The sequence below is a fragment of the Rhizobacter sp. P1_G5 genome (assembly GCF_056405435.1).
The window spans coordinates 1-17605 of the sequence record NZ_JBFUCB010000055.1 but is presented as its reverse complement, the minus strand read 5'-3'; the positions used below and the strand labels follow the sequence as shown (position 1 = coordinate 17605).

At 70.8% G+C, this 17605-nt stretch carries 20 protein-coding genes; 9 read left to right on the top strand and 11 right to left on the bottom strand.

Going from position 1 to position 17605, the window contains the following annotated elements; genetic code table 11:
* The coding region (locus AC1D12_RS06545; protein ID WP_477839464.1) for a winged helix-turn-helix domain-containing protein at positions 1-530 on the bottom strand (530 nt) is incomplete at its 3' end.
* A 54-nt stretch (positions 531-584) separates the two neighbouring features.
* Complete coding sequence (locus tag AC1D12_RS06540) at positions 585-800, bottom strand: hypothetical protein (protein WP_465113932.1); 216 nt, start codon at positions 798-800, stop codon at positions 585-587.
* Between AC1D12_RS06540 and AC1D12_RS06535 the strand changes: the two genes are divergently transcribed.
* Genes AC1D12_RS06535 through AC1D12_RS06520 form a run of 4 tightly spaced genes read left to right on the top strand, consistent with a single transcriptional unit; the run spans position 790 to position 4618 of the window.
* Complete coding sequence (locus AC1D12_RS06535) at positions 790-1263, top strand: alpha/beta hydrolase family protein (protein WP_477827806.1); 474 nt, start codon at positions 790-792, stop codon at positions 1261-1263. The genes AC1D12_RS06540 and AC1D12_RS06535 overlap by 11 nt on opposite strands.
* A gap of 55 nt (positions 1264-1318) precedes the next feature.
* Entirely contained in the window at positions 1319-1828 is a 510-nt protein-coding gene (locus AC1D12_RS06530) for a GNAT family N-acetyltransferase (RefSeq protein ID WP_477827807.1), read from the top strand.
* Between the two features lie 10 nt (positions 1829-1838).
* Positions 1839-3554 carry an acetate--CoA ligase gene (locus tag AC1D12_RS06525; RefSeq protein WP_477839462.1) on the top strand — a complete coding sequence of 572 codons (1716 nt, stop codon included), beginning with the start codon at positions 1839-1841 and terminating at the stop codon, positions 3552-3554.
* Positions 3551-4618, top strand: a complete 1068-nt coding sequence (locus AC1D12_RS06520; RefSeq protein ID WP_477825990.1) for an aldo/keto reductase — start codon at positions 3551-3553, stop codon at positions 4616-4618. The genes AC1D12_RS06525 and AC1D12_RS06520 overlap by 4 nt, the downstream gene beginning before the upstream one ends.
* A gap of 27 nt (positions 4619-4645) precedes the next feature.
* On the opposite strand, the gene AC1D12_RS06515 is transcribed toward AC1D12_RS06520, so the two are convergent.
* From AC1D12_RS06515 to AC1D12_RS06505, 3 genes are read right to left on the bottom strand one after another with little or no spacing between them, the layout of a single operon-like run.
* Positions 4646-5704, bottom strand: a complete 1059-nt coding sequence (locus AC1D12_RS06515) for a thioredoxin family protein (RefSeq protein WP_477839460.1) — start codon at positions 5702-5704, stop codon at positions 4646-4648.
* Positions 5705-5712: 8 nt separating this feature from the next.
* Positions 5713-6480 (bottom strand): alpha/beta fold hydrolase, encoded by a 768-nt coding sequence (locus tag AC1D12_RS06510; protein WP_477825988.1) that lies wholly within the window; start codon positions 6478-6480, stop codon positions 5713-5715.
* Positions 6481-6515: 35 nt separating this feature from the next.
* On the bottom strand, positions 6516-7559 hold the full coding sequence (locus AC1D12_RS06505; protein WP_477825987.1) for an alpha/beta fold hydrolase: 1044 nt from the start codon (positions 7557-7559) through the stop codon (positions 6516-6518).
* A gap of 144 nt (positions 7560-7703) precedes the next feature.
* On the opposite strand from AC1D12_RS06505, the gene ybaK reads away from it, so the two are divergent.
* The 5 genes from ybaK (at position 7704) to AC1D12_RS06480 (ending at position 11328) form a co-directional block, all read left to right on the top strand.
* Positions 7704-8195 carry a Cys-tRNA(Pro) deacylase gene (gene ybaK, locus AC1D12_RS06500; protein WP_465113924.1) on the top strand — a complete coding sequence of 164 codons (492 nt, stop codon included), beginning with the start codon at positions 7704-7706 and terminating at the stop codon, positions 8193-8195.
* Between the two features lie 52 nt (positions 8196-8247).
* Positions 8248-8979 (top strand): glycerol-3-phosphate 1-O-acyltransferase PlsY, encoded by a 732-nt coding sequence (gene plsY, locus AC1D12_RS06495; RefSeq protein ID WP_465113923.1) that lies wholly within the window; start codon positions 8248-8250, stop codon positions 8977-8979.
* The gene (locus AC1D12_RS06490) at positions 8976-9335 is read left to right on the top strand and encodes a RidA family protein (protein WP_047587532.1); all 360 of its coding nucleotides are present in this window, start codon (positions 8976-8978) and stop codon (positions 9333-9335) included. The genes plsY and AC1D12_RS06490 overlap by 4 nt, the downstream gene beginning before the upstream one ends.
* A 96-nt stretch (positions 9336-9431) precedes the next feature.
* The gene (gene hemP / locus AC1D12_RS06485) at positions 9432-9653 is read left to right on the top strand and encodes a hemin uptake protein HemP (protein ID WP_156154859.1); all 222 of its coding nucleotides are present in this window, start codon (positions 9432-9434) and stop codon (positions 9651-9653) included.
* Between the two features lie 94 nt (positions 9654-9747).
* Entirely contained in the window at positions 9748-11328 is a 1581-nt protein-coding gene (locus tag AC1D12_RS06480) for a methyl-accepting chemotaxis protein (RefSeq protein ID WP_477839458.1), read from the top strand.
* A 6-nt stretch (positions 11329-11334) separates the two neighbouring features.
* On the opposite strand, the gene AC1D12_RS06475 is transcribed toward AC1D12_RS06480, so the two are convergent.
* The 6 genes from AC1D12_RS06475 to AC1D12_RS06450 form a co-directional block, all read right to left on the bottom strand.
* The gene (locus AC1D12_RS06475; protein WP_477839456.1) at positions 11335-11967 is read right to left on the bottom strand and encodes an L-threonylcarbamoyladenylate synthase; all 633 of its coding nucleotides are present in this window, start codon (positions 11965-11967) and stop codon (positions 11335-11337) included.
* A gap of 11 nt (positions 11968-11978) precedes the next feature.
* Positions 11979-12908 (bottom strand): DMT family transporter, encoded by a 930-nt coding sequence (locus AC1D12_RS06470; protein WP_477839454.1) that lies wholly within the window; start codon positions 12906-12908, stop codon positions 11979-11981.
* A gap of 10 nt (positions 12909-12918) precedes the next feature.
* Positions 12919-13788, bottom strand: coding sequence for a 3',5'-nucleoside bisphosphate phosphatase (locus tag AC1D12_RS06465; RefSeq protein WP_465115076.1), 870 nt, complete (start codon positions 13786-13788; stop codon positions 12919-12921).
* A 109-nt stretch (positions 13789-13897) separates the two neighbouring features.
* Entirely contained in the window at positions 13898-15004 is a 1107-nt protein-coding gene (locus tag AC1D12_RS06460; protein WP_477839451.1) for a PQQ-dependent sugar dehydrogenase, read from the bottom strand.
* A complete protein-coding gene (gene recJ / locus AC1D12_RS06455) occupies positions 15001-16734 on the bottom strand; it encodes a single-stranded-DNA-specific exonuclease RecJ (protein WP_477839449.1) in 1734 nt (577 codons plus the stop codon). Before recJ ends, AC1D12_RS06460 begins: the two co-directional genes overlap by 4 nt.
* The coding region (locus tag AC1D12_RS06450) for a hypothetical protein (protein ID WP_477839447.1) at positions 16734-17605 on the bottom strand (872 nt) is incomplete at its 5' end. The genes AC1D12_RS06450 and recJ, both read right to left, overlap by 1 nt.

The following is a 17605-nucleotide window of genomic DNA, read 5'->3' as shown; positions in this document are numbered from 1 at the left end:
GCCCAGGCCTGGCGCCCGGCCTGGGCCGCGGCGCGGGCGAGCGTGGTCTTGCCGATGCCGCCGGGCCCGACCAGCGTCACCAGGCCCGAGCGGTCGAGTTGCGCGAGCAGCTCGGGCAGCTCCCGCTCGCGGCCGAGCAGCGCGACCGGCCGCTCGGGCAGGGTGTCGCGCGGCGGCACGGCGGCCGCGGCCAGCGCGGGGGCAGGTGCAGGTGCGGGGGAGGACACGGCAGGCGCCTGCGCGGCCATCGTGAAGCGGTAGCCACGCCCGGGCACGGTCGCGATCGCCTGCGCGCCCAGCAGCTTGCGCAGCGCCGAGACGTGCACCTGCAGGTTGTTCTCCTCGACCACGAGGCCGGGCCAGACGAGGTCCAGCAGTTCGCCCTTGGACACCAGCCGGTCGCTGCGCTCGACCAGCGCCTGCAGCAGGTCGAAGGCGCGCGCGCCCAGCAGCGCCGGCTGGCCGTCGATCAGCAACTGGCGGGTGGCCGGATTCAGCGCGACGTGTCCGAAGCGGTAGTGGTCAGGCAAAGGGGATCCTCCAAGCCGGCGAATTTACGCGATGACACCGACTTTCAGAACGATTCAGGCCGGCTTCAGGACATTGAAGGACGGCGAGAGCGTGGATTCGGACACTCGGTTTCGCTCAGGGGGATTTTTCATCATGGACTTCAGCTCGCCATGGCCGCTCATCGCATCGGGATGCGCCATCGCCTGCGCCACGGGTTGGCTGACAGCGGCGTACCGCCGCGCACGGGTGCGCCCGAAGCCACCGGCGCGCGCCGGATCGGTGCTCGACACGGTGGGTTTCGCGGCACGCGGTGGCCGGGCGTTGGTCCGCGCCGAGTACCTGCCGGTGCCGGGCGGACGCGCCGCGGTGGTCCTGGTCAACGGTCGTGACGGCCGGCGCAACCGCGCGCTGGCACAGGCGCTGCGCACGCAAGGCCTGTCGGTGCTGGTGATCCAGCGGCGTGGCGGCTCCGGGCAGCGCGAGCGCGACGACCTGCTCGGCGCCGTCGACTACCTGCTGGACCGCGGCCACCCGCCGGGGCGCATCGGTGTGATGGGCTCGACCGGCTCGAACGTGGTGCTGGACGCCGCGGCCGGCGAGCCGGCCATCCGCGCCGTGCTGGCAGCGGCGCACCCCGCGCGGGCCGTCGCGTTCTTTCGCCAGCACCTGCTGCCCCCGCGCACCGTCTGCGTGATCTGGCCGCAGCCGGCGCGCGCCACCCCGGCCGCCGCCTGGGAGCGGCTGGCCGCCTGATCTGGGGGGCCGAGGGACGGGGGCTGAAGGGTAGAGGCTGAGAGACAATCGGCGGATGCCCTCCTCCCCGATGCCGCTCGACGGCAACCCCGCCTACGCGCTGCGCGCCGCCGAACTGCGCGATGTCGTGCCGATCGTCGGCCTGATCCGCGAACTCGCCGAGTTCGAGAAACTGACCCACCTGCTGCAGGTCACCCCCGAGAAGCTGCGGCCGCACCTGTTCGGCGAAAAGGCCGTCGCCGAGGCGATGGTGGCCGAGGCCGACGGCGAGGTGATCGCCTTCGCGCTGTTCTTCACCAACTTCTCCACCTTCCTCGCGCAGCCGGGGCTCTACCTCGAAGACCTGTACGTGCAGCCCGCGCACCGCGGCGAGGGCGTCGGCGAGGCCATGCTGACGCGGCTCGCGCGGCTGGCGGTCGATCGCGGCTACGGCCGCTTCGAGTGGAGCGTGCTCGACTGGAACGAGAACGCCATCCGCTTCTACGAGCGCATGGGCGCGACGATGCTGCCCGACTGGCGCATCTGCCGCATCACCGGCGATGAGCTGGCCCGCTTCGGCGCCTGAGTCAATGGGCATGGCCGATTCCTACGCGGCCCTGCATTCCACCTTCCGCTGGCAGGTGCCGGCGGATTTCAACATCGGCGAGGCCTGCTGCGCCCGCTGGGCGCGCGAGACGCCGGACGCGATCGCGATCCGCCACGAGCACGAGGACGGCACGCGCCGCACCTGCAGCTGGCGCCAGCTGCAGGCCCGTTCGCGCCGGCTCGCGGCGGCGCTGCAGCGGCTCGGCGTGCGGCGCGGCGACCGCGTCGCGATCGTGATGGCGCAGCGCATCGAGACCGCCGTCGCCCACATGGCATTGCACCAGCTGGGCGCGGTCGCGATGCCGCTGTCGGTGCTGTTCGGCCCCGAGGCGCTCGAGTTCCGGCTGCAGCACAGCGAGGCCGGTGTCGCGATCGGCGACGAGGCCTCGATCGCCGCGCTGCGTGCGGTGCGGCCGCAGTGCCCGGCGCTGCGCTGCATCGTCGCGGCCGGCGCGGCGGCCGGGCAGGGCGATGTCGACTGGGACACGCTGCTGCAGCAGGACGAGGGCGGCTTCGTGCCCGTCACGACGCGGGCCGCCGACCCGGCGATCCTGATCTACACCAGCGGCACCACCGGCCCGCCGAAGGGCGCACTGCTGCCGCAGCAGGCGCTGATCGGCAACCTGAGCGGCTTCGTCGCGAGCCAGAACTGGTTCCCGCGCCGCGACGAGGTGTTCTGGAGCCCGGCCGACTGGGCCTGGACCGGCGGGCTGATGGACGCGCTGCTGCCCACGCTGTACTTCGGCCGCGAGATCGTCGCGTACCAGGGGCGCTTCAGCCCCGAGAAGGCCTTCGAGCTGATGGCGCGCTACGGCGTCACCAACACCTTCCTGTTCCCGACCGCGCTGAAGGCGATGATGAAGGCCGTGCCGTCGCCGCGCGGACGCTACGCGCTGCGGCTGCGCACGGTGATGAGCGCCGGCGAGGCGGTCGGCGACGCGGTGTTCGCCTGGTGCCGCGAGCAGCTCGGCATCACCGTCAACGAGATGTTCGGCCAGACCGAGATCAACTACGTGGTCGGCAACTGCACCGAATACCTGGATGCCGAAGGCCGCGCGCAGCCCGGCTGGCCGGCGCGCCCGGGCAGCATGGGCCGCGCCTACCCGGGCCACCGCGTCGCGGTGCTCGACGACGCCGGCCGCGAATGCCCGCGCGGCACGCCGGGCGACGTCGCGGTGCACCGCCGCGACGTGCACGGCACGCCCGACCCGGTCTTCTTCCTCGGCTACTGGAAGAACGACGGCGCGACGCGCGCCAAGTTCACCGGCGACCCCGACGACAGCTGGTGCCGCACCGGCGACACCGCGCTGATGGACGACGACGGCTACCTCTGGTACCAGGGCCGCAGCGACGACGTGTTCAAGGCAGCAGGCTATCGGATCGGGCCGAGCGAGATCGAGAACTGCCTGGTCAAKCACCCGGCCGTCGCGAACGCGGCGGTGGTGCCGAAGCCCGATGCCGAGCGCGGCGCGCTGGTCAAGGCCTACGTGGTGCTGGCGGCCGGCGTGGCCGGCGATGCGGCGCTGGTCGAGCAGCTGCAGGCGCATGTGAAGGGCCGGCTCGCGCCCTACGAGTACCCGAAGGAGATCGAGTTCATCGACGCGCTGCCGATGACGACCACCGGCAAGGTGCAGCGGCGCGTGCTGCGGCTGGAGGAAGAGGAGCGGGCACGCGGTTCCGGAAATCTCCCTAAACTGGCCGGATGACGACCTTCACCACCCTCCCGCTCGGCCGCAGCGACCTGCGCGTCACCCCGATCTGCCTCGGCACGATGACCTTCGGCGAACAGGTCGACGAAGCTGCGGCGCACCGCATCCTCGACGAAGCCGTCGCGCGCGGCATCAACTTCATCGACACCGCCGAGATGTACGCGGTGCCGACGCGCCGCGAGACCTACGGCGCCACCGAACGCATCGTCGGCAACTGGTTCGCGGCCCGGCCCGGCGTGCGCCAGAAGGTGGTGCTCGCGACCAAGGTGGCCGGCCCCGGCCGCAGCATGGACTGGGTGCGCGGCGGCAGCGCGAACCTGCTGCCGGCCGAGATCGTGCAGGCCTGCGACGACAGCCTGAAGCGCCTGCGCACCGACGTGATCGACCTCTACCAGATCCACTGGCCGAACCGCAACGTGCCGACCTTCGGTGCGTTGTATTTCGATCCGTCCAAGGATGCCGAATTCAGCAGCATCCACGAGCAGCTGCAGGCGCTGGCCGGGCTGGTGAAGGCCGGCAAGGTGCGGCACATCGGGCTGTCGAACGAGACGCCGTGGGGCGTCGGCGAATTCGTGCGGCTGGCCGGCCAGCATGGGCTGCCGCGCATCGCCACCGTGCAGAACCCGTATGCGCTGACCAGCCGAGCGCTCGACAACGGGCTCGACGAGACGCTGTACCGCGAGCAGGTCTCGCTGCTCGCCTACTCGCCGCTCGCGTTCGGCGCGCTGACCGGCAAGTACGACGAGATCGGCTTCGATGCCGCCGACAAGCCCGGGCGRCTGGCGATCTTCGACGGCATGAAGAAGGGCCGCTGGGGCCGCCCCGAGGCGCTGGCCGCCGCGCGCCTGTACAACGCGCTGGCACGGCGCCACGGCCTCTCGCCGACGCAGCTCGCGCTCGCCTTCGTCTACGGCAGCCGGCGCGTCGCGAGCACCATCATCGGCGTCACGTCGCTCGCGCAGCTGGACGAGAACCTGGCGGCCTGGGGCACGACGCTGTCGCCGGAGCTGCTGGCCGAGATCGACGCGATCCGCTGGACGCACCGCGACCCGGCGCAGTGACGGCGCGCGCTGCAGGCGCTCGCCGGCTCAGCCGAAGGTGAACGCAAACGCCCGGGCCCCCGGGTCGAGGAAGCGGATCTCGATGGTCCGGTCGCCGATGCGGCCCTGCTGGCGCACCAGCTGGTACAGGCGCTCGGCGTCGATCACGCCGTTGCCGTCGGCATCGGTGTCGACACCGTGGTCGGCACCGGGCGGCTTGCCGTCCAGCGTCAACCGGAAGCGCACCGGCATGCCGGCCGATGCGCGGCCGAGCACCAGGTGCAGGTCGCGCGCATGGAAGCGATACACCACGCTGCCGCCGGCGCGGCCCAGCTCGGCGAACTCGGGTCGCACCGTCCACTCGCCCGACAGCCCCCATTCGTTCACCCGCGGCGTGCCCGGCGCGTACAGGTGGCTGCGTTCGGGAACGATCCCGCCCGGTGACGAGAAACCTTCCGCCTGCTGGTAGCCGACGTAGGTTTCCTGCGACTTCGCGTTCGCCATGTCGGGCGGCAGGCCGATGCCGCGGGTGTCCAGCGCGACGGAGGGCGCCGGCTTGCGCGCCGCCTCGCTGCCCGATTCCTTCAGCAGCGCCTGGATCATCTTCTCCGCGGTGTCGAAGTCGCCTTCGCCGAACTGCCGGTGGCGGATGAGGCCCTGCGCATCGACGAGGTAGAACGCCGGCCAGGCGCGGTTCTGGAACGAGCGCCAGATCGCGTAGTTGCTGTCGATCGCGACCGGGAAGTCGATCTTCAGGTCCTTGGTCGCGCGCTCGACGTTCGCGAGGTTCTTCTCGAACGCGAACTCCGGCGTGTGCACACCGACCACCACCAGGCCCTGGGCCGTGTAGCGCTGCGCCCAGGCCCGCACGTGGGGCAGCGTGCGCAGGCAGTTGATGCACGAGTACGTCCAGAAATCCACCAGCACCACCTTGCCGCGCAGCGACTCGAGCGTCAGCGGCGGTGAGTTGAGCCAGCCGACCGCGCCGTCCAGGCRTGGCATCGGCGGCTCGGCCGCGTGGGCCGCGGGCGTTGCGAGGCAGGCGGCCAGCACGGCCAGCAGGGTCAGCGGCCGGCCCAGCGACGTGATGCGGTGGAGGATGGACATGGCGGGCCTCAGCGAACAGCTTGCACGGCGGCGAGTATCACGGCGGCGACCTTCTCGGGCTGCACCTGCTGCGGGACGTGGCTGGTCTTCAGATCGGTCACGGTGGCGCCGATCTTCTTCGCCATATCCTGCTGCTGCGGCGGCGGGATCATGTGATCGTTCAACGCGACGACGAACCAGCTCGGCCGGGTCTTCCAGGCGGCGGTCGTGACGGGCTGACCGAAGGCCTTGCCGAGGATCGGGCCCTGCGTCGCGAACATCACCGAGGTCTGCTTCGCCGGCAGGTCGGGGGCGAAGTGCTTCGCCATGCCTTCCTCGCTCAGGCGCAGGAAGCCCGAGGCGTCGCTGACGAGGTGGGCCAGCCCCGGGGCCGGTGCATAGCCCTTGCCGGCGTCGGCGGTCGACTGGCCGGCGTCCGGCGCGAACGCGGCGACGTAGACCAGCGCGGCGACCTTGTCGTTGTTGCCGGCTTCGGTGATCACCGTGCCGCCCCACGAATGGCCGACCAGCACGACCTTGCCCGGCTGCGCATCGATGGACCGCTTCGCGGCGGCCACGTCGTCTTCCAGCGAGCTCAGCGGGTTCTGCACCGCAGTGACGCTGACACCCTTGGCCTGCAGCAGCGGGATGACCTTGGCCCAGTCGGAGCCGTCGGCGAAGGCGCCGTGGACGATCACGACAGCGGGCTTCGAGGCGTCCTTCGCATCGGCAGCGTGTGCGGTGGCGGCCATGCTGAACGTGGCGGCGACGAGGGTGAGGGAGAGGAGTGTCTTCATGGGATGGATACCGTGGGTTGAAAAAGGATGCGGGCTCATGCCTTCGCGACGTCGATCACCGCCTGCGCGAACGCACGCGGCGCTTCCTGCGGCAGGTTGTGGCCGATGCCGCCGGAGACGTTGCGGTGCTCGTACGGGCCGGTGAACTTCCCGGCATACGCCGACGGTTCCGGGTGCGGCGCGCCGTTGGCATCGCCTTCCAGCGTGATGGCCGGCACCGTGATGCGCGGCGCGGTGGCCAGCTTCGCCTCGATCTCGTCGTACTTCGATTCGCCGGCTGCGAGGCCGAGCCGCCAGCGGTAGTTGTGGACCGCGATCGCGACGTGGTCGGGGTTGTCCAGCGCCTTGGCGGAGCGGTCGAAGGTCGCATCGTCGAAACGCCACTGCGGCGACGCCGTCTGCCAGATCAGCTTCGCGAACGCATGGCGGTTCGCGTCGTAGCCGCGGCGGCCGCGTTCGGTCGTCAGGTAGAACTGGTACCACCACTGCAGCTCGGCCGCCGGCGGCAGCGGCTGCTGGCCGGCCTGCACGTTGGTCACCAGGTAGCCGCTGACCGACACCAGCGCCTTCGTGCGCTGCGGCCACAGCACCGCGACGATGCAGGCGGTGCGCGCGCCCCAGTCGCAGCCGGCCATCACGGCCCGGTCGATCTTCAGCGCGTCCATCAGCGCGATCACGTCCTGCGCGATGGCGCCCTGCTGGCCGTTGCGCGGCGTGTCGGCCGACAGGAAGCGCGTCGTGCCGTAGCCGCGCAGGAACGGGACGATCACGCGGTAGCCCGCCGAGGCCAGCAGCGGCGCCACGTCGACATAGGTGTGGATGTCGTAGGGCCAGCCGTGGAACAGCATCACCACCGGCCCGTCGGCCGGACCGGCTTCGGCGTAGCCGACGCTCAGCACGCCGGCGTCGACCTGCTTCAGCGCGCCGAACGAGGTGTTGGTGCCGGGCTTGATGTCGGGCAGCGTGGCGCGCGACGACTGCGCCGCAGCGGGCGTGACCAGGCCCAGCTGCAGCGCGCTGAAGCCCAGGGCTGCTGCACCGAACAGGTGGCGGCGTTGGAGATCGATCTTCTCGGACATGGCGAACCTCTCGTGTTGGGATGCGTCATTGAGCCGGTCCGACGTATCCGGGGTGTGTCGTGAACGCGGCCGTTTTGTCCCGTGCTGTGTACGCAATCCGATCGGACAAAGAGTGATACAGAGCGATTCCCTACACTCGCGGACATGGCACGCAAGGACCACGCTTCCGAGACCCCCGCGACGCAGCTGCTGCGCAAGAACGGCATCGCGTTCACCGAACACCTCTACGACTACGTCGAGCATGGCGGCACCACCGAATCGGCGCGCCAGCTCGGCGTCGACGAGCACCACGTCGTCAAGACGCTGGTGATGGAGGACGAGACCGCCGCGCCGCTGATCGTGCTGATGCACGGCGATCGCCAGGTCAGCACGAAGAACCTCGCGCGACAGATCGGCGCGAAGAAGGTCGCGCCGTGCAAGCCCGAGGTGGCGCAGCGCCACAGCGGCTTCCTGGTCGGCGGCACCTCGCCGTTCGGCACCCGCAAGGCGATGCCGGTGTACGTGGAGGCCGGCATCCTCGAGCTGCCCGGCATCTACATCAACGGCGGGCGGCGCGGCTACCTGGTCGGCATCTCGCCCGGCGTGCTGACGAGCCTGCTCGGGGCCAGGCCGGTGCAGTGCGCCGGTGCAGAATAGGCGCCCAGCCGAAACTGCCAGCCGGACGCCCCGCGCCCGCGGCCAAGACCCCATGGAGACTCTCTACACCGTTGCCGCCGTGATCGCGGCCTACCTGATCGGCTCGCTGTCGTTCGCCGTGATCGTCAGCCGGGCCATGGGCCTGAACGATCCACGCAGCTACGGCTCGGGCAACCCGGGCGCGACCAACGTGCTGCGCTCGGGCAACAAGACCGCGGCCATCCTGACGCTGCTGCTCGATGCGCTGAAGGGCTACGTGCCGGTGCTGCTGGTGGTGCTGTTCGGTGCGCGTTTCGGGCTGCGCGAGGGCACCGTGGCGCTGGTCGGGCTGGCGGCCTTCGTCGGCCACCTGTGGCCGGTGTTCTTCCGCTTCCAGGGCGGCAAGGGCGTCGCCACCGCGGCCGGCGTGCTGCTCGCGTTCAACCCGTGGCTGGGCGCGGCGACGCTGCTCACCTGGATCATCATCGCGGGCTTCTTCCGCTACTCGTCGCTGGCGGCGCTGGTGGCGGCGGTCTTCGCGCCGTTCTACCAATTGCTGATCTGGGACGGCGGCCCGCTCGCCGGCGCGATCGTCGTGATGAGCCTGCTGCTGGTCTGGCGCCACCTGCCCAACATCCAGAAGCTGATCGCCGGCACCGAGAGCAAGCTCGGCAGCAAGAAGGCGGCGGCTGCGGCGGCCAAGGGGCATCCGCCGCAACATCAGCCGCAACATCAGCACCAACACCCGCCGCAACACCCGCACAAGCATTCCCACAAACATTCCGACCACGGAGCCAAGCCATGACCCACGCCGTACGGCGTTTCCACGTCGAGGACCGCTATTCCGACATGGCCATCCACCATGGCACGGTCTACCTCGCCGGCCAGGTGCCCGACGACACCACGCAGGACATCCGTGGCCAGACCCGCCAGGTGCTGGCGATGGTCGACCGGCTGCTCGCCGAAGCGCACACCGACAACGCGCACATCCTGATGGCGCAGATCTTCCTGGCCGACATGGCCGATTTCGCCGGCATGAACGAGGTCTGGGACGACTGGGTCGCCCCCGGCGATGCCCCGCCGCGGGCCACCGTGCAGGCGAAGCTGGCGAACCCGGCCTACCGGATCGAGATCGTCGTCACCGCGGCGCTGAAGGTCTGATACGTCAGCTCCATGCGGCGAAAGCCGGGCCGGCGCAGGGGATTTGCAGACGAGGGGGCTTGTAGATGCGAACGGTTCGCATTTAAACTGCAAGCCATGCACACCTCCACCCACCTGTCCTCCGCCGCGCAGGCCCTGCCCGCGGCGCCCGTCCGTTCTCCCCGCGTGCAGCCGGTCGGCGGCGGCGCGGCAGGTCCGCTGCGCTGCATCACCAGCGACGCGGTCTTCGCCGGGGAAACGCTGGTCATCATCGACCACCACGGCATCGAGTACCGTTTGCGGCAAACGTCGCTCGGCAAGCTGATCCTGACGAAATAGGGTCCGCTCGTACTCAAGTCGGTGCCGGGCCGCGCCGATAGCCTCCTGATCCCGTTGCAGCCGCCCAGGCTGCGCGGGCGATTCAGGAGACAACATGAATTTCGTCAACCGGATGAAGATCGGGACGCGGCTGGGCCTGGGTTTCGGCGTCGTGATCCTGTTGCTGGTGCTGATCACCGGCGTGTCGGTGTGGCGCATCCGCGCCATCAATGCGGCCACGGCCGAGATCGTCAGCGAGGGCTACGGCCAGATCGCGCTGGCCACCGAGATCGACCGCGCCGTCAACAAGCAGGCCAACCACCTGCGCAGCGCGGTGCTGGCCGTCGGTGACGAGGCCGAGGTCAAGGGCTACATCACGAAGGTCAGCGAGGCCACGCGCGAGATCTCGCAGCTGCGCGAGAAGCTGGCCGCGACCGGCGCCTCGCCCAAGGGCGACGAGCTGCTGAAGGCCTTGCAGGAAAGCGGTGACGCCTACGTCAAGAAGCGCCAGAAGGTGGTCACGCTGCTGCAGGCCAACCTGCCGGATGCGGCGCGCAACTTCCTGCTGAAGGAAGTGCGGCCGCTGCAGGACGCCTACCTGGCCGCTTCGCTCGACATGGTTCGCTTCCAGGAAACGCAGATGCAGGACGCCGCGCGCCAGGCCCAGGCTTCGGGCCGCGCGGGGATCGTCACGACACTGGTGCTGGCCGGTGTGGCTGCGCTGTGCGCGGTCGCCATCAGCCTGGTGATCAGCCGCTCGATCACCGGTGCGCTGCGGCGCGYGGTGCTGGTGGCCGAGACGGTGGCGGCCGGCGACCTGACCTCGCGCATCGAGGTGCGCAGCGGCGACGAGACCGGGCAGCTGCTCGGTGCCTTGCAGGTGATGAACGACAGCCTGGTGCGGGTGGTCGGCGCGGTGCGGGCCGGCTCGGACAGCATCGCGACCGGCTCGAGCCAGATCGCCGGCGGCAACGCCGACCTGTCGCAGCGCACCGAGGAGCAGGCCTCGAACCTGCAGCGCACGGCAGCGTCGATGGAGCAGATCACCGCGACGGTGCGGGCGAATGCCGACACCGCGCGCCAGGCCACGCAGCTCGCGAGCTCGGCCCGCCAGGTGGCGGTGCAGGGCGGCGACGTGGTCGGCAGGGTGGTGACGACGATGGAGGAGATCAGCGCCAGCTCGCGCAAGATCAGCGACATCATCGGCGTGATCGACGGCATCGCGTTCCAGACCAACATCCTCGCGCTGAATGCGGCGGTGGAAGCGGCGCGCGCCGGCGAGCAGGGCCGCGGCTTCGCGGTGGTGGCCAGCGAGGTGCGCAGCCTCGCGCAGCGCAGCGCGCAGGCGGCCAAGGAGATCAAGGCGCTGATCGGCGCGAGCGTCGAGAAGGTGGCAGCCGGCACGCAGCTGGTGGGCGATGCGGGCGTGACGATGAAGGATGTCGTGGCGCAGGTGAAGCGGGTGGCCGAGCTGATCGACGAGATCAGCACCGCGACCGGCGAGCAGACGGCCGGCATCGGCCTGGTCAGCGATTCGGTGATGCAGATCGAGCAGGTGACGCAGCAGAACGCGGCGCTGGTCGAGCAATCGGCTGCTGCGGCGGACAGTCTTCAGCAGCAGGCGGCGCGGCTGGTGGATGCGGTGCGGCAGTTCAAGCTGAAGGACGACGGGTTGCTGGTCGCGCCCACCGCCTGAGTTGTCTCAGTCCACTGGCAGTCCCAGCAGGGCGGGGTCTCCCCTTCCCAAACGGAACAGCACCGGCTCGTCTGTCGTCAGGTCGACCACCGTCGTCGGCTCGCGCGGGCATGCGCCCGCATCGACCACCGCCTGCACCTGGCCCTGGAAACGCTCGCGGATCTCATCCGGGTCGTTCATCGGCTCGGTCTCCCCCGGCGCGATCAGCGTGGTCGACAGCAACGGCTCGCCGAAGATGTCGAGCAGCTGCAGCAGCATCCTGTGGTCCGGTACGCGCAGGCCGATGGTGCGGCGCGACGGGTGCGACACGCGCCGCGGCACTTCCTTCGTCGCCTCGAGGATGAAGGTGAACGGCCCCGGCGTCGYATGCTTCATCAGCCGGTACTGCCGGTTGTCGACGCGGGCGTAGCTCGCCAGCTCCGACAGGTCGCGGCACAGCAGCGTCAGGTGGTGCTTGTCGTCGACGCCGCGGATGCGCCGCAGGTTCTCGGCCGCCGCCTTGTCGTCGAGGTGGCACACCAGCGCATAGCTCGAATCGGTCGGCACCGCGGCGATGCCGCCGTCGTGCAGGATCTGCGCGGCCTGCTTCAGCAGGCGCTGTTGCGGGTTCTCGGGATGGACTTCGAAGAATTGCGGCATGGGCCGCGATGCTAATCCGCGATCGTGTCGGCCGCTACTGTCGATGTCGCGGGGTGCGCCGCGGTCTTGCGCATGTTCAGCCACGCGCTCGCCGCACCGCACACCGCGATCACGCCCATGCCGACCCAGGCCCAGCCGTCCGGCACGTAGCGGAACACCGCCCAGCTCACCGCCGCCGCCACGCCGATCTGCAGGTAGATGAAGGGCATCAGCGTCGCCGTCGGCGCGAGGCCCAGCGCGAGGATCAGGAACAGGTGGCCCACCGTGCCGAGCGCGCCGATCACCAGCAGCAGCACCAGCTGCTGCGGCGGCGCAGCCAACAGCGTGCCGTCGGTGTCGATCGCACTGAAGAGGAACAGCACCGGCGTCAGCACCAGCGCGCCGGTCAGGCCGGTGTAGAAGTGCGTCGTGTACGGGCTCTCCAGCGCCGACAGCTTGCTCGTCAGCACCTGGAAGCTCGCGTAGGTGAGGGCGCCGGCCAGCGGGAACAGCACCGCCCAGCCGAACAGCCCGCTGCCCGGTCGGATCACGATGATCGCGCCGACGAAGGCCGCGCACACCAGCGCCCAGCGCAGCGTCGACACCCGCTCGTGCAGCACCCAGGCCGCCAGCAGCGTCACGACCACCGGCGTCAGCATGTTGATCGCGGTGAATTCGGCCACCGGCATCTGCTGCACGCCGAAGAAGCTCAGCGCACTGGTGGCCAGCAGCAGCGCGCCGCGCGCCAGCTGGAAACGCGGGTGCGCGGTGCGAAAGCCCGCGGTCTTCGAGCGCAGCAGCCAGATCCCCATCGAGACCGCCTGGAAGGCATAGCGCGCCCACAGGATCAACAGCACCGGCAGGAAGGCGCCGAGGTACTTGATCGTCGTGTCCATGGTCGCGAAGCACAGCGCCGCCAGGGCGATCAGCGCGATGCCCCGGGCGGGGCGCTGTCCTGTCACGATCGTCGGGTCACGGGAGCTGCACGCGGTCGACGAGCGCTTCCCACACCGGCGTCAGCTTGCCCGGCAGCGGCGGCAGCGTGCCCAGGTCGACGTGGCTCTCGTCGGGGCTGTGGAAATCGGAACCGCGCGACGCGAGCAGCTCGAACTCGAGCGCCATGTCGGCGTACTTGATGAAGTCGGTGTTCGAGTGGCTGCCGGTGATCACCTCGACCCCGCGCCCGCCATGCACCTTGAATTCGGTGAACAGCGCGTATTCCTCGTTGGCGGTGAACTTGTAGCGCCCCGGGTGCGCGATCACCGCGATGCCGTGCGCCTCGCGGATCCAGCGCACCGCGTCGCCGAGCTTTGCCCAGCGGTGCGGCACGTAGCCCGGCTTGCCCTCGACGAGGAACTTGCGGAAGACCTCGTGCGTGTCCTGGCAGACGCCGCTCTCCACCAGGTGCCGCGCGAAGTGCGTGCGCGAGATCAGCTCCGGGTTGCCGACGTATTTCAACGCGCCCTCGTAGGCGCCGTGGATGCCGACCTCGGCCAGGCCCGCGGCCATCTCGCGGGCGCGCTCCTCGCGGCCGCCGCGCGTCGCGGCGAGGCCGGCGACGAGCTGCGCATCGTCGGCATCGAAGCCGAGCCCGACGATGTGCACCGTGGTGCCGGCGAAGGTCACCGAGATCTCGGTGCCGGTCAGGTAGGGCAGGCCCAGCGCCAGCGCCGCCGCCCGGGCACGCTGCTGGCCGCCGACCTCGTCATGGTCGGTCAGCGCCCAGAGTTCGACGCCGTTGGCCTTCGCGCGCGCCGCGAGTTCCTCGGGTTGCAGCGTGCCGTCCGACACCGCGGAATGGCAGTGCAGGTCGGCGTTGGTCCATACAGCAGGTTGGCTCACGGAGGACATTGTAGGGAGCCTGCTCAGGCTGCATCGCCGCAGGGGTAACCCGCCACCCGTTCGCATGCCGCCAAGGCTTCGACAAGCTCAGCCCGAACGGCCTTTCTCCTCAGGGCGTGACGCGCAGCACGCGCCCGGGGTTGTTGTCGGTCAGCAGGTACAGGAACCCGTCGGGCCCCTGGCGCACGTCGCGGATGCGCTCGTGCAGCTCGGTCAGCAGCCGCTCCTCCTTGACGACCTTGTCGCCGTCGAGCTGCAGCCGCACCAGCATCTGCCCCGCCAGCGCGCCGACGAACAGGCTGCCCTTCCAGCCCGGGTAGCGATCGCTCGTGAGAAAGGCCATGCCGCTCGGCGCGATCGACGGCACCCAGTACGTCAGCGGCTGCTCCATGCCGGCCTTGGCCTTGCCCTCGCCGATCGCGGCGCAGCTGCCGTACTCGCAGCCGTAGGTGATCACCGGCCAGCCGTAGTTCCTGCCGGCCCCATCGAGGTTGACCTCGTCGCCGCCCTGCGGGCCGTGCTCATGCGTCCACAGCGCGCCAGTCCACGGGTTCAGCGCGGCACCCTGCAGGTTGCGGTGGCCGATGCTCCACAGCTCCGGCCGCGCACCCGCCGTCCTGACGAACGGGTTGTCGGCCGGCACGCCGCCGTCGGTTTCGATGCGCACCACCTTGCCGAGGTGGTTGCCGAGGTTCTGTGCGTCGTCGCGCATCAGGTAGCGGTCGCCGAGCGTGACGAACAGGCGGCCGTCGCGCCCGAACACCAGCCGCGAGCCGAAGTGCGCGGTGCTCTTCACCTTCGGCAGCTGCCGGAAGATCACGCTGACGCCGGTCAGCTTGTCGCCTTGCAGCCGGCCGCGCGCGACCGCGGTGCCGTTCTTGTCGGCCTCGCTGCGGCTGCCGGCCTCGGCATAGCTCCAGTAGACGAGGCCGTTGCTCGCGAACTTCGGGTCGAGCGCGACGTCGAGCAGCCCGCCCTGGCTGCGCGCGTCGACCTCCGGCAGGCCCTGCAGCGGCGCGCCGAGCCGGCCATCGGCCGCGACGATGCGCAGGCGGCCCGGGCGCTCGGTGACGAGCATGCGGCCATCGGGCAGGAAGGCCAGGCCCCACGGGTTCTGCAGCCCGGTCGCGACGGTCACCACGTCGACCGCCGCCTGCGCGGCAGCACCCGCCACGCACATCGAGGCGACCAGCGCCGCCCGCATCATCGCTTTCATCCGGCTCCTTCCACGACCATCTGCACCCGCTGCTGGCCGTTGTATTCGTCGACGCGCAACTGGTAGGCGAGCCGCACCCGCGTGCCCACCGGCGCGGTGTGGCCGAACCAGATCGCATCGCGCAGCGCGCCCGCATGCCGCACCGACAGCTTCAGGTGCTTCTCGGCCACCAGGCGCTGCGACACGACCTCGACCTCGTCGCAGAACAGCGGCGGCTCGAAGGCCTGGCCCCACACCTGCGCATCGAGCGAGCGCACCGTCTCGGCATTGAAATACTCGGCCGCCAGCGGCCCGTCGGTCAGCAGCGTGCGCGACAGCGTCGCCGCATCGAGCCACTCGCGGGCCACCTGCTGCAGCGCGCCGTCGAAGGTGTCGAAATCCTCTTCGGCCAGCGTGCAGCCCGCCGCCATCGCATGCCCGCCGAAGCGCTTCAGCACGCCCGGGTGGCGCTTGGTGACGAGGTCGAGCGCATCGCGCAGGTGGAAGCCCGGGATCGAGCGGCCCGAGCCCTTCAGCAAGCCATCCTGGCCGAGCGCGAACACGAAGGTCGGCCGGTGCAGCCGGTCCTTCAGCCGCCCGGCGACGATGCCGACCACGCCTTCGTGGAACTCGGGGTCGTAGATGGCGAGTGCCGGCGGCGCATCGCCCTCGGGCATCAGCGTCTCGAGCATGGCCTCGGCCTGCTCGCGCATGCCGGCCTCGACSTCGCGGCGCTCGCGGTTGATGSYGTCCAGCRTYTGCGCSAGCTSMKCGSCGCGCGCCGSGTCGTCGGTCAGCAGGCAYTCRATGCCSAGCGWCATGTCCGACAGCCGGCCGGCCGCGTTGATGCGCGGCCCGAGCGCGAAGCCGAAGTCGAAGCCGGTGGCGCGCGACGCATCGCGCCCGGCCGCGCTGAACAGCGCGGCGATGCCGGCGTGCATCTTGCCGGCGCGGATGCGCCGCAGGCCCTGCGCGACCAGCCGGCGGTTGTTCGCATCGAGCCGCACCACGTCGGCCACCGTGCCGAGCGCGACCAGGTCGAGCAGCGCGTCGAGACGCGGCTGCTGCTCGGCGCTGAAGGCACCGCGTGCGCGCAATTCGGTGCGCAGCGCGAGCAGCACGTAGAACATCACGCCGACGCCCGCCAGGTTCTTGCTCGGGAAGGCGCAGCCGGGCTGGTTCGGGTTGACGATCACGCTGGCGTCCGGCAGCACGACCTGCTCGCCTTCCTTGGCGGGCAGGTGGTGGTCGGTGACCAGCACGTCGAGACCCATCGCGCGGGCATGCGCAACGCCGGCGATGCTCGCGATGCCGTTGTCGACGGTGAGCAGCAGGTCGGGTTTCGGACCGGGCTGCTGCGCGAGGGCCAGGTCGACGATCGTCGGCGTCAGCCCGTAGCCGTGCACCGCGCGGTCGGGCACGATGTGCCGCAGCGTGCCGGGCGCTGCACCCAGCAGCGCGAGCCCGCGCAACGCGACCGCGCAGGCGGTGGCGCCGTCGCAGTCGTAGTCGGCGACCACGCAGATGCGCTTGCGCGCCGCGATCGCGTCGGCCAGCAGCACCGCGGCGGCCTGCGCGCCGTGCAGCTCGGCCGGCGGGATCAGGCGGGCGAGGCCGTCGTCGAGTTCGTCGTTGCTGCGCACGCCGCGCGCAGCGAACAGCTGCGCCAGCAGCGGGTGCACGCCGGCCTGCTCGAGCGCCCACACGCTGCGCGGCGGGGCGTCGCGGCGGGCGATCCGGACCTCGGCCATCACAGCGCCTCCAGCAGCGCGAGCGGCGACGCGCCGCCGAAGCGGCGCGCCAGCCGCGCGAGCCAGCCCTGCGACTGCGCCTCGAGCCGCTGCGCGAAGCGCTCGCCGCACAAGGTGAGCGACACCGCCGCGCCGGCATCGCTGCGCTCCAGCAGATCGCGCACCGGGCCGGCGTCGAGCGCGCGCCAGGCCTCGGCCCAGTCGGCCCAGTTCTCGCCCAGCAGCGGGGCCCGCAGCCGGTGGTCGATGAGCAGCGCGGCGGTCGAGCCCGCCGGCTGCCGGCGTCCGCAGCCGCTGAGCCAGAACGAGTTGACCGGCATCATGCTCATCTCGGCGCGGTGGTCGTTCTCCGGCTGCTGGTACAGCATCATCTGCACCTCGTTCTGCAGCCGGCGGATTGCCTTGGCCTGCGGGTGGTCGGGCATCCACAGGTCGAGGTTGCGGCCGATCACGCGGTCGAGCGATGCGGTCGGCAGGCCTTCCAGCGACTCGTGCGACGCGTACCAGCGCAGCGGCGAACCCCAGGCCAGCTGCCAGCCTTCGCCTTCGAACAGCGGTCGCACCGCCTCGAACAGGGCGTGCGATTCCGTGGCACTCAGCCGCAGCTGTTCCGGGTAGCCGACGCTGACGTGCTCGGCGCCCACATGCCAGTGCACCGGTGTCAGCAGACCCCAGGGGGCATCGCCGGTCGGCACGCCGTCGGCCGCGGCCGCATGGGCGGCCCACGGCAGGCAGCCGTCGGTGCMGTGCCAGCCCAGCGCCTGGGCGTGCGCCTGTTCGGCCGGCGTGCTCAGCGAGTACTCGTCGCTGCCGAGCTTGTCGGCAGGTGCCATGCGAGGCAGCAGGCGCTGCAGGTGGGGGAGGGCCAGGC